This is a genomic window from Aeromonas sp. 601027 (assembly GCF_049174455.1).
Lineage (GTDB): Bacteria > Pseudomonadota > Gammaproteobacteria > Enterobacterales > Aeromonadaceae > Aeromonas > Aeromonas veronii_A.
Genome location: NZ_JAAKTN010000004.1, coordinates 224,001 through 239,739 on the forward strand (window position 1 = coordinate 224,001; position 15,739 = coordinate 239,739).

Here is a 15,739-nt window from a genome sequence, read left to right on the forward strand (position 1 = left end):
TTGAAAGTTATTCACCATTACCTCGGATTTGAGACCTACCAGATTGAGCAAGGCGTGATGTTTTGCCGAGACAGTCAAAACAACGACTGGTACGACATATCCCGCACCATGTCCAACGATGTAAAGGTGCTTCATATGTTACTGGACGACAACCGGGTGTGTTCAACGTCTCGAGACCACACCATGCTCTATCCGGCTGGTTTTGACGTAGTGAGCGTTCGGTTAAACAAGTCAGACAAAGAACCTGTTTGTGGCGATTTCATTGAAATCGTCGGTGACGAGCTAACGATTGTCCCGCCGCCAATCCACATCGTTGAAGCTACCGCCAATAACGAACGAGCGCGGTTACTCAACATTGTTGATGCGTATATCGGACCACTACGGGATGCAAAAGAGATGGGACAGGCAAGCGAAGAGGAATTGGCTCGCCTGTTTGCCTGGCAGGAATACCGCATTGAGCTGATGCGCCTCCCCCAATCGGAGGGATGGCCTAGCGATGTGACTTGGCCGGATACCCCGCAATGAGTTGGACGAAAGGCATGCTGCACTGGCCTGCCAGCACCGGGACGATACATACCCGCGCCAGCGGGGTACTTGGCCAACTGCATGACAGCCAATCCGGTGCTGTGGCACGCTTGCAAGCTCTGGCGTCCAGAGCGCAATACCGCCCCACACCCATCAGCCAGGCCGCTGCCGCGCTGGAAGGTCTGCGCGGTGAGCTCGACCGGCTGCTGGTCACCGGCCGCTGCCTGACCGTAACCCCCTATCAGCATGGGGTGGGCCAGCACCAGGGCAATCAGTACAGCCTCGCCGCCCCCAACGCGGTGGCGACCTTGGTGGCCAAGCTGCAGGACGGGGCCGATCCCCTGCTGCCGACTGGCCAGTTACACGCCATCGCCTGGCTGGTCACCGGGAACAGCGAAACCGCGCTGGCCGATGCGTTGGCGCCGCTTTGCGCTATCCTGCCGCTACCGGAGTGGTGCGCAGCCCTGCGTCGCCTATCGGCCCACAACGATGCCATGAGCAAGCCTACCGCGGCCAAGGTTCCACGCTGGAAAGCAGATGAGCCGCTGGTATGGGATCCGCTGCGCTCGACTCGCTCACTGCTCGGGGCCGAGCTCGCCCAACTGGAAAGCCTGGCACAGGGGACTTCCACCCCGATCACCCAGCTGGCCATCCTGGCAGAACGCCGCGCGGCCAGACTTGCCGAGCTGCAGCAGGCTCTCGACCAACTGGCTGCCATTCATGGCCAGCTGTGGCATTGGCAAGCACAAGGTGATGCAGCAAGCCTGGCCGCCCAACTGGGCCAGAGCAGCCCGCCAGACCATAGCCACAGCATGACGGTTGGCGCCCTGCTGCTCTCCCCCTCCCCGCTCACCTTCTGGCAGGAGTTAACCCGATGAGCCAAACCGCCATGCTCACCCTGGACGGTGAGCCCATTGTGATGAAGTCGATGCGGATCACCGCATCGATGCAGTTTCAGGACAAGGACAGTAGCGGCCAGACCAGCTCGACCAGCAGCTCGGAGCAAGGGGCCAAAGCCAAGGAGCTCGATATCTCGGGCCTTATCCCCTTCAAGGATGAGCAGACCCTGAGCCGGTTGTTTGAGCTGGCCGATGCCAAAGGGGATGGCGGCAAGCGCCATATCTACCGGGTCGGGTCGCTCCTGGCCAAGTCAGTGAAGGTGCGTCAGGCCAAGTTCGCAGGGCGTATCACCGCCAGCGAACAGGAGGGGCTGCTGGCGTGGCAAGTGCAGTTCACCCTGCGCGAACACAACTCGGTACCCGAGAAGCGGGAACAGCGGATGCCAAAGGCGCCCGCTATCGTGGGCCAGGGCAGCGCCAACACCAAACCGGCCAAGCCATCAGAGGGAGCGCCCGCCTCCGAGCAGGAACAGCTGAGCTCGTGGGAGCAAGCCATCAAGGGGCTGGATAACAAACTGGGAGACCTGATGGCGTGAAACTCTCGACTAACCTCACCCTGGGCGGCCAACCAGGCAACCTCATCGACCACGATATCGTGCTGGATCTCTGCGCCGGCGGCCGCGCCGCCCTCACCATCGAGGGGAGCGCGGAGAAGGGGCAAACCCTGACCGTGGATCTGGGCTACAACGGCGAGCTGCGCCGCTGGTTTACCGGATACGTCTATGACGTGCAACCCGCCAGTAATGGCGCCTGCAAACTGCTGTGCCGCGAGTTGGCCGGTATGTTGGGAAGCACGTTTCCGGTCAGCCTCCAGCATGCCACCCTGCGCGGCCTGCTGGCCTGGCTGAGTGACCAGACCCTGCTCACCTTTTTGCTGCCTGACGGGGCCGACTATACCGATCGGCCTATCCCCAACTTCACCAGCGCCGGTACCGGCTATCAGCTACTGAACAACGCCGGTCGCGCCTTTGCGGTACCAGACTTCATCTGGCATCAGCAACCGGATGGCGCCATCTTTGTGGGCAGTCATGCCCATAGCCGTTGGGCGAATAGGCCAGTTGAGCTGGATCCGGCCTTCTCCGGCCGTCAGGCAGGAAACACCCTCACCACGGCGCCGATCCCGACCATGCGCCCGGGCGCTATCGTCAACGGCAAGCGGGTGGTGCGGGTGCGCCTCAAGGGTGACGAGATGACCCTCACCACGGCAACCCCCGGCAAACCGGTGAAGTCTCCGGAGCGGCGCAAGATGGAGGGCGAGTTCCCGGAGCTGGCCGACCAGATGCACCTACCCAAGTTCGGACGGGTCGAGGCCATCAGCGACAGCGCGACCGCTGGCCAGCTCAATGATCCGTTTCGCCCGCGCTATGCGGTGGACGTGCAACTGTTGGGGGAAGATGGCCAGCCGGACAAGGCCGCCCCACTCTATCGCGCCGTCCCGCTGCCGGTGATGTTCGGCGGGCCCGAGCAGGGGCTGCTGCAATTCCCCATTGAGGGAACCATCGTCGAGCTGGGGTTTGCCTTCGGGCGAGCTGACCGGCCATTTATTCGCACCGTGCTGGGCTCGGGCTGGCCGCTGCCGGACATCACCCCGGGCGAACAGCTCCAGCAGCAACGGGCCGAGGTGTTTAGTTACACCGATACCGTGGGCAACCAGCGCCGCCATACCGACCGCACCCAGCATGACAAGGCGCTGCTGATGCACCGCGAAGCAGACGAATACCAGGGCGAGTTCGGTCAGCACCGGCTAACCACCCGACAGCACAGCGTGGAGCAGATCGGGGCGATGAAGCGCATCGAGGCGCTCGGGGCCATCGAGCTGCTGGCTGGCGATGACTTGATGACTGGGAGCCTGGGCAATATGACCCACACCGCTGCCGGTGATCTGGTGGAGGTGATCGGGCAACTGCGGCGCAGTGTTGCCGGGGAGCTACAGCACTTTGAGGCTCCACGTTCGTGGATGGGCAGTGAAGGGATAAACATCTTCGGACTGCTGCTCCAGCTGATGAACCTGGTGGAGCAGTTGGCCGCTACCACCGCAAGCCATACCCACGGCGGGCCCCCACCCACCAATGCCGAGACCTTCAACGGCAAGAGCAAACAGGCCGGCCAGTTGGCCAAGACCCTCTCCCCCATCATCGAGTAGCCCACCAAGCGAAGAAGGCCCCACATTGTGGGGCCTTCTTCTATCTGCCTGACAGCGCCAAAGCATGGCCAGGGAAAGGCGCCGCATGTAGAGCACCATCTGGCAGGCGCACATCATACGCGACGTTCAGAGCCGAGCACAGCGGCCAGAGCACTACGGAAAACCCACGGCGGCGTCTGCGCCACGGAATCCGCGCTCATCCGCTCCCGCCTGCGGGCTTCACCAGGAAAATTTTTTGCAAAAGTGGATTACCGCAAAACCATATGCCCAGACCGCGCCAGATAAAGGATCCGCAGAGCGTTGAGGATCTGCAAAGAAGGATCTTTTTTGTAGGGTTTTGCAGTTTTCACTCTCTTATAGGTCACCTCATTAATTAGTAACCAATTGAATATAAAGATAAATGTAGAAATTTCGTAAGAATCTCACTCGTCCTAAAGGATCCAGAGAACATGAAGGCTGAGAGGAAAAAGCATTGAACTTCAGATGGTTAAGTAGAACTCACCACAAACAAGAAACTGAAGTTATGCAGGGAGGGACGACAGACCTAACAGGCCACAATCGTAAAGCTCGAAAGAGGATAAGAAGAGGGCTACATAACCAACGTTATGCCTAATCTTTAAAAACGTCTTTCAAAACGCGAGCACATCCACGCTTCGATTCTGACAAGCATGTTGAAAGTTTGAGTAAGCTTACTGTCATCCACGAAATTAGACTCATCTGTCACAAGCTTGCGTAGTTTAATGACAGATACCCCCATGTCCTCTTGAGTGGGGTCAAGCGAACGCAGACGAATCAGTAAGTTATTAATTCTTTGGACCTTTGCAACATTTATCTGTGCAACGATGACACCGTCATTAGGCTTTTTTTCTGCATTTTTCATCGCAGAACTACAAACTTCAGACAAGTCTTTAAGCGCAGTCTCTATCTGTTCAATAACCTTATTGATTTCAGTGTTTTTTGCTTGCGTCGCAGCGTTTTGACGATTCAAGAACGCACTAGCAAACCACCCTAAAAGGGTTATAGGTATTGTGGAAAGTGCTACAGCAGAGGTACTTGGCATTTCCCCATTTTTCACGCTGAAAACCAGGGTGATCAGGGCTGGAATGAAACAGACCTCGCACAACAATATCCATTTCCAATAACGGGCAATAAACGAGGCCCAGTGAGACTCACTTCTTCCCTTGCAGGGCATTGTTAATGTACTCTTTTATTTCCACAACAATAGAAGGGTCATCTTCTGATACCAAGTTATCACGCACAAACTTAATGCTATCGACGCTCACCCCAACTCGAACTAAACCACCAAAGACTTCTTCTAAAAATGAGGAACCATAGCCAAAGACACCATCCAGATTTACGCACACCTGTCCGTGCTGACGGATGGCTGGAATGAGGATGTCATCTCTAAAGGCCTCACCACTGTTTTCTCCCAGCTCCTTTGTTCTTGGCCCAGGAAAAACAGAAAAGTCTTTAACGAAAATGGTTTTCATTTCAAAACACCTTTAGGCAAAGGAATAGACCACTCAACGATTGTGCCTGCAATGGACTGTTCACTACTTTCTCTGGACTCTTTTAGAGCCGATTCATTACCATTCCTTGCTACATGATGGTAACGATAAACGCCTTTATTTGATATTACTGTGAGCCGCGAATTTGGAATTTTTTCAATCGCTGACTTCAAATCCTTTCCACCATTGCCACGGTAAGAGAGGCTTGTTCGGGTTCTCTTAACGTCCATAGCGGCCATGATGTAATCTGCATCACTGGAAAAAACACCGCCAACTTTCTGCTTCAAAAGATCCAGCAACCCCTTTGGTTGTGTCTGTTCTAACGTCGCCGGTATACCAACCCCTTTATCCCCGATCAAGACAGTCAACTTATCTGCAACTAGAGCAGTAAAACACCACCATCTGTGACCAGTGGGTTGTGCCCCTCTCCAAATTGAAGGGTAGTACGCGTGCTCAACAACGTTGTTCATTGCCTCAACTAAAGGGCCAAAAAGACGCTGGGCCTTGCCGCTTGTTCTTTGAACCAATGAGGCTTCAACAGCTTGGAGCATTTGTCCTGCGGCGTCACTATTCACCTTGACGCCTCGGATGATGTCCCAGCATTTCACATTCGCCATTTCACGCGACTGAAACTGTTTAAAACCTAATGCGGCATAAAAACCAAGCCGATTCAGAACGCTGTCGACAACACGAACACGATCTTTGCCGCCATTGATGTTCACTGCATGAGGACGAGTGACCCTGAAACGTGGCTTGACACCTTTGACATTGTTTAGTGCAAACTCCACGGATGAGATCATGGATAAAACGGCTGCTGCAGTTGCTACCTCAGTACACCGCAGGTTGATATGAACAACCTTTCTTGTCGTAGAGTTCGGATTACAAGGGGACTTGATTGCGTTGACTATCGAGCTGATAAAGCTCAGAGATTTGGCTCGATTTTTCTGGGCATACAGATCAATTACTTTAGGTGCATCTAAAGTAACCATATCACCATTATGTGAAAAACGACCACCTTTGCTCTTGGCTCCCCTGGCTCTGACTCGAATGGAAAACCGTCTCATGAAACGACGATGAGCTGCCCTCAACCATTCCTTTGAGTTTCTCTTTTCTAGCAGCTTCATTCAGTTCCCCATGAAAAAAAAGCTAGTCATTATCGCAAGTTATCAAAAGACAAAGTATCTGGTCATTTATACAGCGGAAAACACAGTGTAGCCATTTCTGCCGCCACTTTGCCGCCATTCAGGACTAGAAAAACTTAAGGCCACCCGCTTGGGTGGCCTTAAGTCATTGAATTCTAAATGGTGCCCGGGGTCGGACTCGAACCGACACGGTTATTCACCGGCGGATTTTGAATCCGCTGCGTCTACCGATTTCGCCACCCGGGCAACTGCGAGGGATTATACGAATGGCGCGATGCCATGCAAGGTGTTTTTCGATTGAACACTCCCGTTTGTTCATTTATTCAACGCCTTGCCGATGCGGGGCCAGTTACATAGAATGCCGCCATCATCTTAATGGAATAAAAACGATGGCCAAGCCTAAAAAAGTCCAACAAAAATCCCCCTCTCCCGCCACTCAGCCATACCCGTCAGCAGGTCTGCTGCGTCGCCTCGGCGCCCTGATCTATGATGCGCTGGTGGTGACTTCGCTGCTGATCATCGCCGGCTTTATCGGCATGGGGGTCGCCAAGCTGCTGCTGGTCACCGGCATGGCTAGCGTACCGGCGGGTGAAGATACCGTCTGGTTGCTGACCCGCCACCCCCTGAGCCTGATCTACACCCTGTGGCTCGCCTTCGTCATCTGCGGTTTCTACACCTGGTTCTGGACCCGCGCTGGCCAGACCGTCGGCATGCGCGCCTGGCGGCTGCGCATTCAGAACGAAGATGGCAGCCATATCCGTATTACCCAGGCGCTGATCCGTCTCGCCACTGCCGCCTTTGGTCTGGGCAACCTGATGTGCCTGTTCAACCGCAAGCGCCCACGGGCGTTCCAGGATATCTGGGCCGAATGCGAAGTGATTGTGCTGAGCAAAGAGGCAAATCTGGAATTGTTGAACAAGTAATACCGGATCAATGCAATAACGAAAGAGGGCACCAGCAGGTGCCCTCTTTGTATTACCACGTGTGAATTACTGCTTGCGGCTGAGGATGTAGAAGGAGATGCCGCCAAACAGCAGGCTGGGCGCGACAGCCGCCAGAATGGGCGGTACCGCATAGACCAGACTGATGGGGCCAAACACCCGATCACTCACATAGACGGCAAAGCCGGTCATGATCCCCATCAGCATCCGCGCGCCCATGCTCACCGAGCGTAGTGGGCCGAAGATGAAGGAGGAGGCCAGCAGGATCATCGCCACCACCGAGAGCGGTGACAGCAGTTTGCGCCACATCTCCAGCTTGTAGCGACCGGCATCCTGCTTGTTGGCGTCCAGGTAACCGATGTAGTCGAGCAGACCGGAGACCGAGAGATTCTCGGGGTCGATACTCACCACCCCCAGCTGCTTGGGCGTCAGCTCCGAGCTCCACTCCATCTTGTCGTGCTCTTCACTGCGGATCTGAGCCGGGTCGTCGAAGCGGGTAACCTGCGTCTGCTTGAGCAGCCAGTGATGCCTTTCAAATACCCCCTCCCGTGCCTGCACCACGTCGATCAGCTTGCGCTCGGGGGTGAAACGATAGAGGGTGATGCCGGTCAGGGCACCATCGTTGCGCACCCCGTTGATATTAACGAAGTTGTTGCCATCCCGTGCCCACACCCCGTAGGCCGAGACGGTAAGCCGCCCTTCCGACATGGCACCGGCACGGATATCATCCGCCATCCGTTTGGCGACAGGGGCCACATACTCCCCCATCAGTCCTACCAGGATCATCAGCGGGATTGCTGTCTTGAGCGCCGCCATCACAATACTGATCTTGGAGCGACCCGCCGCCTGCATCACCACCAGTTCGGAGCTGGTCGCCAGCTGGCCCAGACCGATCAGACCGCCCAGCAGCGCCGCCAGCGGGAAGAAGAGCACCGCCTCCTTGGGCATGGAGAGCAACACATAGTAGAGAGCATTGATCATGTCGTAGTTGCCCTCTCCGACAGACTTGAGCTGTTCCACATACTTGATGAGCGCCGCAAGACCAACCAGCGTGAGCTCACACAGCAGGATCGACATAAAAATGACCCTGCCGATATATCTATCGAGAATGCCAAACATCAGCGGTAGTTCCTATGTGGCTTCATCATTTTGATTTGTTTATGAAATATTTGCTCTTTACCCCGTTCCACCAGCTGGTGCCCTGCAAATTGAGGGGCAGGCCAATAAACAGCAGATAACCGAGCGGAACCAGGAACATCCCCGGCCAGTAGGGCAACCGGCCACTGTCGATAGCCGAGCGGGCAGCACTGAGCAGCAGGAAGTAGGAGAGATAGAGCATGATGGCCGGCAACAGCTTGGCGTAGCGCCCCTGACGGGGGTTGACCCGAGCCAGCGGAACTACCAGCAGGGTGAGCACCGGAATGGAGAGGGGCAGCGAGATACGCCATTGCAATTCACCCATCATGTCGTTTTCCTGGGTACCCAGCAGCTCCATGGTGGGTTTGGCCGCCGCCTTGCGGTTGGAGCGCTCCATCTCCTGCTGACGGATCACCAGACCATACTCGCGAAAATCGGAGATCTGGAACTGCTTGCCGGAGAAGTTGCCTTCATAGCGGGAACCATCCTTCAGAGTCAGCCACTGCAGACCATTCTCATCGACCGTCACCACCCCTTCGCTCGCCACCACCACCGAGGGAGGATTGTTCCCCTCCGCCCGCTGCAGCACGAAGATCTTTTGCAGTTTTGAGCCGTTGTCGTTCAAATCCTGGATATAGGCAACCAGGCGCCCTTTGTCGAGCTCCATAAAGCGGCCCGCCTGCAGGAAGGAGATACCCGGATCCGACTTGAACTCGTCGATCACCTGATACTCGCGCTCCTTGGCTTGTGGGGCGATCCAGCCGGTGTTGAACGCCGCGACTACCGCCGTCAGCAAGGCCAGCAACATGGCGCTGCGCATCACGAAACGGTGGCTGAAGCCGACCGCATGCATCACCGTCATCTCGCTTTCGGCGTAGAGGCGACCATGGGCAAACAAAATGGCTAAAAAGAGACTGATAGGCAGCATCAACAGCGCCATATTGGGCAAGTTGAGCAGCAGCAGGGTGGAGACCAGACGTGTCGGCACCTCGCCATCGGCGGCGTCACCGATGATCTTGATAAATTGTTGGCTGACAAAGATAAGCAGCAATACGAATAACACTGCCAGCTGGGTTTTCAGGGTTTCCCTGAACAAATATCGGAAAACGATCACAGTCATTCCCAAGTAAACTTGTGTTTTTAGTCGAATGCCTGAAAAATAGGGCCGTATATTGGATTTTTACCAGTTTGAACTGCGGAGCCTGTGGCTGTTCGCTCCGCCTCTGATACCCCAACAAGCACCGCATTATTCAATAAAAGGTGCCTTTTGTCTTTAGGATGTAGGAGATTCCATGGAGTTCAGTGTAAAGAGTGGCAGTCCAGAGAAGCAACGGAGCGCCTGCGTCGTAGTCGGCGTATTTGAGCCTCGTCGCCTCTCTCCGGTTGCCGAACAACTGGACAAGATCAGCGATGGCTATATCAGTTCGCTGCTGCGCCGTGGCGACCTGGAAGGGAAACCAGGCCAGATGCTGCTGCTGCATCAAGTACCGGGCGTGCTCAGCGAGCGCGTACTGCTGGTCGGATGCGGCAAGGAGCGGGAACTCGACGAACGCCAGTACAAGCAGATCATCAACAAGACCATCACCACCCTGAACGAAACCGGCTCCATGGAAGCGGTCTGCTTCCTCACCGAACTGCACGTCAAGGGTCGGGATACCTATTGGAAGGTGCGCCAGGCGGTAGAAACCACCAAGGCGGGCCTCTACAGCTTTGATCAGTTCAAGACCAACAAGGCCGAGCCACGTCGCCCGCTGCGCAAGCTGGTATTCAACGTGCCGACGCGTCGGGAACTGACCATTGGTGAAAAAGCCATCGCTCACGGTCTGGCCGTGGCCAAGGGTGTGCGGGTCTGCCGCGACGTGGCGAACATGCCGCCCAACGTCTGCAACCCGGCCTATCTGGCCTCCCAGGCCCGTCGTCTGGCCGATGCCTACGACAACATCACCACCAAGGTGGTGGGCGAGCAGGAGATGGCCGAACTCGGCATGAACTCCTATCTGGCGGTGGCCCGCGGCTCCGACAACGAAGCCATGATGGCCATCATCGAATACAAGGGTCATCCGGATGCCAAGCCCATCGTGCTGGTCGGCAAGGGTCTGACCTTTGACTCCGGCGGCATCTCCATCAAACCGGCCGACGGCATGGACGAGATGAAGTACGACATGGGTGGCGCCGCCTCCGTGCTCGGTACCATGCATGCGCTGGCCCAGCTGCAACTGCCGATCAACGTCATCGGCGTGCTGGCAGGCTGCGAGAACATGCCGGGTGGCAACGCCTATCGCCCGGGTGACATCCTCACCTCCATGTCCGGCCAGACCATCGAAGTGCTCAACACCGATGCGGAAGGTCGTCTGGTGCTGTGTGATGCGCTGACCTATGTGGACCGCTTCGATCCGGAAACCGTGATCGACGTGGCGACCCTGACCGGTGCCTGCGTCATCGCGCTGGGCCACCACACCTCGGGTCTGCTGGCCAACCACAACCCGCTGGCCCACGAGCTGCTCAACGCCTCCGAGCAGGCGGGTGATCGCGCCTGGCGTCTGCCGCTGTTTGACGAGTATCAGGAGCAGATTGACAGCCCGTTCGCCGACATGGCCAACATCGGCGGTCGTCCGGCCGGTACCATCACCGCGGCCGCCTTCCTGTCACGCTTTACCAAGAAGTACAACTGGGCCCACCTGGATATCGCCGGGACCGCCTGGAAGAGTGGCAAGGATAAAGGCTCCACCGGGCGTCCGGTGCCCCTGCTGACCCAGTTCCTGCTGAACCGGGCTGGCGTGGATATCGAAGAGAAAGAGTAACTCTCCAGTCCCTGCCGATGGCTGCATCGGAAGGGTTGGCGTTACCCTGAACCACAAGGAAGAGGCCCGCCTCTTCCTTGTTTCATTCTTGAATCAGTGAGTTGCGGGCGGGAAATGCCCCGTCAGCCTCATGAGGCGGTCAACAGTCCGTCACCGCAAAACGGGATCAACCTGATGAGCCAAGTGACCTTTTACCTGATGAGCGAACAGGATGACACGCAGGCCTCTGCGGTCGAGCGACTGGCCTGTACTCTTGCGGCCGAGTCGTGGGGCGTGGGCCATATCTACCTGTTCTGCAACGATGAGGCCCAGGCCCTGCGTCTGGACGAGCTGTTGTGGCAACTGCCACCGGAGCGCTTCGTGCCGCACCAGCTGCAAGGCGAAAGCGGTATGGCCCCGGTGGAGATCGGCTATCAGCCACCGAAACGGCGCTACGCCCGCCTCATCAATCTGGCCACTGCGACACCTTTGTTTGCAGGACACTTCGCTCAAGTGGTAGATTTTGTCCCCACTGACGAAACACAAAAGCAGCAAGCTCGCGAGCGCTACAAGCACTATCGCCAGGCAGGCCATGCCCTCGAAATGAGGGAGCAGCCCGTCCTTGCCGCACCGGATCCGGCGCAGCCCTGACTGCAACCAATTGATCCATAAAGAATCAACACCAGACTCCATCCATCCAGATTACGGCGAGACCATGGAAAAGACTTTTAATCACAACGCCATCGAACAGGCGCTCTATCAGCACTGGGAAGCACAGGGTTACTTCAAGCCCCACGGCGACACCAGCAAAGACTCCTTCTGCATCATGATCCCGCCGCCGAACGTCACCGGCAGCCTGCACATGGGTCACGCCTTCCAGCAAACCCTGATGGATACCCTGATCCGCTACAACCGCATGCAGGGCAAAAACACCCTGTGGCAGGCAGGTACCGACCATGCCGGTATCGCCACCCAGATGGTGGTTGAGCGCAAGATCGCCGCAGAAGAGGGCAAGACTCGCCACGATTACGGCCGTGATGCCTTCATCGACAAGATTTGGCAGTGGAAAGAAGAGTCCGGTGGCACCATCACCCGCCAGATGCGCCGTCTGGGCGACTCCGTGGATTGGGAGCGCGAGCGCTTCACCATGGATGAGGGTCTCTCTGCCGCCGTGCAGGAAGTGTTCGTCCGTCTTTACGAAGATGGCCTGATGTACCGCGGCAAGCGTCTGGTGAACTGGGACCCGAAACTCAACACCGCCATCTCCGATCTGGAAGTGGAGAACCGCGAGATCAAGGGCCACATGTGGCACCTGCGCTATCCGCTGGCCAACGGCGCCAAGACCGCTGAAGGCAAGGATTACCTGATCGTCGCCACCACTCGTCCGGAGACCATGCTGGGCGATACCGCTGTGGCCGTGAACCCGGAAGACCCGCGCTACAAGGCGCTGATCGGCCAGCACATCCTGCTGCCGCTGGTGAACCGTCTGATCCCCATCGTTGCCGACGAACACGCCGACATGGAGAAAGGCACCGGTTGCGTGAAGATCACCCCGGCCCACGACTTCAACGATAACGAAGTGGGCAAGCGCCACAGCCTGCCGATGATCAACATCTTCACCCTGGACGCTCACGTGCGTGCCGAGGCCGAAGTGGTCGACACCAACGGCAACCCGAGCACCGCCTACGATGCCGCCCTGCCGAGCGAATTCGCCGGTCTGGAGCGCTTCGCCGCCCGTAAAGCGATTCTGGCCAAGCTGGAAGAGCTGGGTCTGCTGGACGAGATCAAGGATCACGTGCTGCAACAGCCTTACGGCGATCGCGGTGGCGTGCCCATCGAGCCGATGCTGACCGACCAGTGGTACGTGCGCGTGGCACCGATGGCCAAGACTGCCATCGAAGCGGTGGAAGATGGCCGCATCCAGTTCGTGCCGAAACAGTACGAAAACATGTACTTCTCCTGGATGCGCGACATTCAGGACTGGTGCGTTTCCCGTCAGCTGTGGTGGGGTCACCGCATCCCGGCATGGTATGACGACGCCGGCAATGTCTACGTGGGCCGCAGCGAAGATGAAGTGCGCGCCAAGCACAGCATCCCGGCCGTAACCGTACTGCGTCAGGACGAAGACGTGCTCGACACCTGGTTCAGCTCTGCTCTGTGGACCTTCTCCACTCTGGGCTGGCCGAACAACACCGAGGCACTCAAGACCTTCCACCCGACCGACGTGCTGATGAGCGGCTTCGACATCATCTTCTTCTGGATTGCCCGGATGATCATGATGACCATGCACTTCATCAAGGACGAAAACGGCCAGCCGCAAGTCCCGTTCAAGACCGTCTACATCACCGGTCTTATCCGTGACGAAGAAGGCCAGAAGATGTCCAAGTCCAAGGGCAACGTGCTGGACCCCCTCGACATGATCGACGGCATCTCGCTGGAAGATCTGCTGGAGAAGCGCACCGGCAACATGATGCAGCCGCAGATGGCCGAGAAGATCGCCAAGCGTACCGCCAAGCAATTCCCGGAAGGGATCGATGCCCACGGTACCGACGCCCTGCGCTTCACGCTGGCAGCACTGGCCTCTACCGGTCGTGACATCAACTGGGACATGAAGCGCCTGGACGGCTACAACAACTTCTGCAACAAGTTGTGGAACGCCTCCCGCTATGTGCTGATGAACACCGAAGATCAGGATTGTGGCTTCAACGGCGGCGAGATGCAGTTCAGTCTGGCTGATCGCTGGATCCAGTCCCAGCTGCAAGTGGCCATCCGTGACTTCCGTACCGCCCTCGATACTTACCGCTTCGATATCGCGGCAGGCGTGCTGTACGAATTTATCTGGAACCAGTTCTGTGACTGGTATCTGGAGCTGACCAAGCCGGTGCTGACCAAGGGTTCCGAGGCCGAGCAGCGCGCTGCCCGCCACACCCTCGTCAGCGTCCTCGAGACCCTGCTGCGTCTGGCACACCCGATCATCCCGTTCATCACCGAGACCATCTGGAAATCGGTCGCTCCGCTGGCTGGCGTACACGCCGACACCATCATGATTCAGGCTTTCCCGGAATTCGACGCCGCCAAGGTGGACGAAGCCGCGATGGCGGATCAGGAGTGGGTGAAGGAGTTCATCGTCAGCATCCGCAACATCCGCGCCGAGATGAACGTGGCACCGAGCGTGCCCCTCAACGTGCTGCTCCAGTGCGATGCCAAGGATGCCCAGCGCGCCGCTGACAACGAGGCCTTCCTCAAGTCGCTGGCCCGCCTGGAGTCCATCCGCGTTCTGGCGGACGGTGAAACCGCCCCGCTGTCGGTGAAGAAGCTGATCGGTGCGACCGAGCTGATGATCCCGATGGCCGGTCTCATCGACAAGGATGCCGAACTGGCCCGTCTGGCCAAAGAGGTTGCCCGTCTGGTCGGCGAGTGCGGCCGTATCGAAGGCAAGCTTGGCAACGAAGCCTTCGTTGCCAAGGCGCCGGAAGCGGTCATCGCCAAAGAGCGCGAGAAGCTGGAAGATTACCGTCTCCAGCTGACCAAGCTGGAAGCTCAGCAGGCCGAGATCGCCGCGCTGTAATCACCGCCCCAACCGATACAACAAAGCCCCCTGCCAAGGGGGCTTTTTCATATCCGCGTTTCTCGTTTCAGCTCACCAGCAGCCAGCCGCAGAAGCCGAAATAGAGCAGCGCGGCCAGTACCAACCGCTCTGCAGTCATCACTCCCTTTCTGAAGCCCCACCAGAGCAACCCTACCGCCAGCAGCGTGACCAACGAGGAGGCCATCATGGCGCCATCCAGCAGCCAGGGGGTAAAGAGCAGACAGAACGCCTTGGGGATAGTGCCCTGGATCATCATGGCCCCGGAGATATTGGCCAGTGCCAGCCGGTTCTTACCCTGTCGCACCCAGATCAGCACGTTCATCAACTCCGGCATCTCGGTCGCCACCGGGCTCAGCAGCAGGGCCGCCAGCACCGGCGAGAGGCCAAACAGCTCGCCCATGCTCTCCAGCTGATGAACAAACAGCTGCGCCGCCAGCGCCACCACTACCAGCGCCGCCAGCGTCTGCAGCAGCACCTTGCCAAGGGGCGGGATCCCGGCATTTGGAGCCAGCTTGAGGGGCTCCGGCAGCTCGACCTCATGGCTGTCGCTTTGTTTCAGCTCGCGCCTCACATAAACGAGGTAGACCAGCACGAACAGAGGCGCCAACCAGCTCTTGCCGGTGAAGGCGACCAGACCCAGCATGGTCGCCACCAAAAAGATCCCCATAAACCAGCGCTGATCCCGGCCAATCTCGCGCTGTACCTCCCCATTGATGGCGCGCTCGGTACGCCCCATGCAAAGCAGCAGAGTGAGACCGACTGCACCATAGCCGATGGTGGCCAGCACCAGCGGCCCGCCGAGGGCGGCGCCGATGCCGATCTCCTGCTGGACGGTCGTGTTGCCCATCAGCAGGGCGGTCAGGGTGACGATGCATTCGGGCAGGGCCGTACCCAGTGCAGCCAGCAGCGAACCAGTGGCACTTTGCGAGAGTTTGAAGTGGTGTCCGGTCCATTCGATGCCGTTGACGAAGTATTCGCAGGCAAGGTAGATGGTGACCGCAGAGACGAGAAATAACAGCAGGGTAATCAACATAATAGATACCGCCAGGCGAGCAGAATAACCGATGGACCCGAC

At 57.7% G+C, this 15,739-nt stretch carries 14 protein-coding genes and 1 tRNA gene; 8 read left to right on the top strand and 7 right to left on the bottom strand.

What is annotated here, in order from left to right; all coding sequences use genetic code 11:
* The 4 genes from G5193_RS07735 to G5193_RS07750 are packed head-to-tail and all read left to right on the top strand — an operon-like array spanning nucleotide 1 to nucleotide 3,567.
* Nucleotides 1-525, top strand: a complete 525-nt coding sequence (locus G5193_RS07735) for a tail fiber assembly protein (RefSeq protein WP_421205694.1) — start codon at nucleotides 1-3, stop codon at nucleotides 523-525.
* Nucleotides 522-1,403, top strand: a complete 882-nt coding sequence (locus G5193_RS07740) for a hypothetical protein (RefSeq protein ID WP_421205696.1) — start codon at nucleotides 522-524, stop codon at nucleotides 1,401-1,403. The genes G5193_RS07735 and G5193_RS07740 overlap by 4 nt, the downstream gene beginning before the upstream one ends.
* A complete protein-coding gene (locus G5193_RS07745) occupies nucleotides 1,400-1,960 on the top strand; it encodes a hypothetical protein (protein WP_421205698.1) in 561 nt (186 codons plus the stop codon). Before G5193_RS07740 ends, G5193_RS07745 begins: the two co-directional genes overlap by 4 nt.
* On the top strand, nucleotides 1,957-3,567 hold the full coding sequence (locus G5193_RS07750) for a hypothetical protein (RefSeq protein WP_421205699.1): 1,611 nt from the start codon (nucleotides 1,957-1,959) through the stop codon (nucleotides 3,565-3,567). The genes G5193_RS07745 and G5193_RS07750 overlap by 4 nt, the downstream gene beginning before the upstream one ends.
* Before the next feature lie 616 nt (nucleotides 3,568-4,183).
* On the opposite strand, the gene G5193_RS07755 is transcribed toward G5193_RS07750, so the two are convergent.
* The 4 genes from G5193_RS07755 to G5193_RS07770 all read right to left on the bottom strand — a co-directional run bounded on the left by G5193_RS07755 (nucleotide 4,184) and on the right by G5193_RS07770 (nucleotide 6,463).
* On the bottom strand, nucleotides 4,184-4,759 hold the full coding sequence (locus tag G5193_RS07755) for a hypothetical protein (RefSeq protein ID WP_421205701.1): 576 nt from the start codon (nucleotides 4,757-4,759) through the stop codon (nucleotides 4,184-4,186).
* A complete protein-coding gene (locus tag G5193_RS07760) occupies nucleotides 4,737-5,057 on the bottom strand; it encodes an STAS-like domain-containing protein (protein ID WP_421205703.1) in 321 nt (106 codons plus the stop codon). The genes G5193_RS07755 and G5193_RS07760 overlap by 23 nt, the downstream gene beginning before the upstream one ends.
* Nucleotides 5,054-6,199, bottom strand: coding sequence for a hypothetical protein (locus tag G5193_RS07765; protein WP_421205704.1), 1,146 nt, complete (start codon nucleotides 6,197-6,199; stop codon nucleotides 5,054-5,056). The genes G5193_RS07760 and G5193_RS07765 overlap by 4 nt, the downstream gene beginning before the upstream one ends.
* 178 nt (nucleotides 6,200-6,377) lie before the next feature.
* Nucleotides 6,378-6,463, bottom strand: a tRNA-Leu gene (locus G5193_RS07770).
* Nucleotides 6,464-6,606: 143 nt separating this feature from the next.
* Here G5193_RS07770 and G5193_RS07775 point away from each other — a divergent pair.
* Nucleotides 6,607-7,140, top strand: coding sequence for an RDD family protein (locus G5193_RS07775; RefSeq protein ID WP_421172973.1), 534 nt, complete (start codon nucleotides 6,607-6,609; stop codon nucleotides 7,138-7,140).
* Between the two features lie 66 nt (nucleotides 7,141-7,206).
* Here G5193_RS07775 and lptG read toward each other — a convergent pair whose 3' ends face one another.
* Together lptG and lptF are read right to left on the bottom strand one after the other, a co-directional pair.
* Nucleotides 7,207-8,277, bottom strand: a complete 1,071-nt coding sequence (gene lptG, locus G5193_RS07780; protein WP_421205705.1) for an LPS export ABC transporter permease LptG — start codon at nucleotides 8,275-8,277, stop codon at nucleotides 7,207-7,209.
* A gap of 25 nt (nucleotides 8,278-8,302) precedes the next feature.
* Nucleotides 8,303-9,415 carry an LPS export ABC transporter permease LptF gene (gene lptF, locus G5193_RS07785; protein WP_421205707.1) on the bottom strand — a complete coding sequence of 371 codons (1,113 nt, stop codon included), beginning with the start codon at nucleotides 9,413-9,415 and terminating at the stop codon, nucleotides 8,303-8,305.
* A gap of 172 nt (nucleotides 9,416-9,587) precedes the next feature.
* Here lptF and pepA point away from each other — a divergent pair, with 172 nt between their 5' ends.
* From pepA to G5193_RS07800, 3 genes are all read left to right on the top strand, one after another.
* A complete protein-coding gene (gene pepA / locus G5193_RS07790) occupies nucleotides 9,588-11,096 on the top strand; it encodes a leucyl aminopeptidase (protein ID WP_005336423.1) in 1,509 nt (502 codons plus the stop codon).
* Nucleotides 11,097-11,270: 174 nt separating this feature from the next.
* Nucleotides 11,271-11,726 (top strand): DNA polymerase III subunit chi, encoded by a 456-nt coding sequence (locus G5193_RS07795; RefSeq protein ID WP_164535866.1) that lies wholly within the window; start codon nucleotides 11,271-11,273, stop codon nucleotides 11,724-11,726.
* A gap of 64 nt (nucleotides 11,727-11,790) precedes the next feature.
* Nucleotides 11,791-14,643: a valine--tRNA ligase gene (locus G5193_RS07800; protein WP_421205708.1), complete on the top strand. Its 2,853-nt coding sequence runs from the start codon at nucleotides 11,791-11,793 to the stop codon at nucleotides 14,641-14,643.
* A gap of 67 nt (nucleotides 14,644-14,710) precedes the next feature.
* Here G5193_RS07800 and G5193_RS07805 read toward each other — a convergent pair whose 3' ends face one another.
* Complete coding sequence (locus tag G5193_RS07805) at nucleotides 14,711-15,697, bottom strand: sodium:calcium antiporter (RefSeq protein ID WP_421205710.1); 987 nt, start codon at nucleotides 15,695-15,697, stop codon at nucleotides 14,711-14,713.
* Nucleotides 15,698-15,739: the final 42 nt, after the last annotated feature.

What these genes read in the sequence shown, in the direction of transcription:
- G5193_RS07805 (WP_421205710.1), bottom strand. Translation starts at nt 15,697, where the DNA reads ATGTTGATTACCCTGCTGTTATTTCTCGTCTCTGCGGTCACCATCTAC.
- G5193_RS07755 (WP_421205701.1), bottom strand. Translation starts at nt 4,759, where the DNA reads ATGCCCTGCAAGGGAAGAAGTGAGTCTCACTGGGCCTCGTTTATTGCC.
- G5193_RS07740 (WP_421205696.1), top strand. Translation starts at nt 522, where the DNA reads ATGAGTTGGACGAAAGGCATGCTGCACTGGCCTGCCAGCACCGGGACG.
- G5193_RS07775 (WP_421172973.1), top strand. Translation starts at nt 6,607, where the DNA reads ATGGCCAAGCCTAAAAAAGTCCAACAAAAATCCCCCTCTCCCGCCACT.
- G5193_RS07760 (WP_421205703.1), bottom strand. Translation starts at nt 5,057, where the DNA reads ATGAAAACCATTTTCGTTAAAGACTTTTCTGTTTTTCCTGGGCCAAGA.
- G5193_RS07745 (WP_421205698.1), top strand. Translation starts at nt 1,400, where the DNA reads ATGAGCCAAACCGCCATGCTCACCCTGGACGGTGAGCCCATTGTGATG.
- G5193_RS07795 (WP_164535866.1), top strand. Translation starts at nt 11,271, where the DNA reads ATGAGCCAAGTGACCTTTTACCTGATGAGCGAACAGGATGACACGCAG.
- lptG (WP_421205705.1), bottom strand. Translation starts at nt 8,277, where the DNA reads ATGTTTGGCATTCTCGATAGATATATCGGCAGGGTCATTTTTATGTCG.
- pepA (WP_005336423.1), top strand. Translation starts at nt 9,588, where the DNA reads ATGGAGTTCAGTGTAAAGAGTGGCAGTCCAGAGAAGCAACGGAGCGCC.
- G5193_RS07800 (WP_421205708.1), top strand. Translation starts at nt 11,791, where the DNA reads ATGGAAAAGACTTTTAATCACAACGCCATCGAACAGGCGCTCTATCAG.
- G5193_RS07765 (WP_421205704.1), bottom strand. Translation starts at nt 6,199, where the DNA reads ATGAAGCTGCTAGAAAAGAGAAACTCAAAGGAATGGTTGAGGGCAGCT.
- lptF (WP_421205707.1), bottom strand. Translation starts at nt 9,415, where the DNA reads ATGACTGTGATCGTTTTCCGATATTTGTTCAGGGAAACCCTGAAAACC.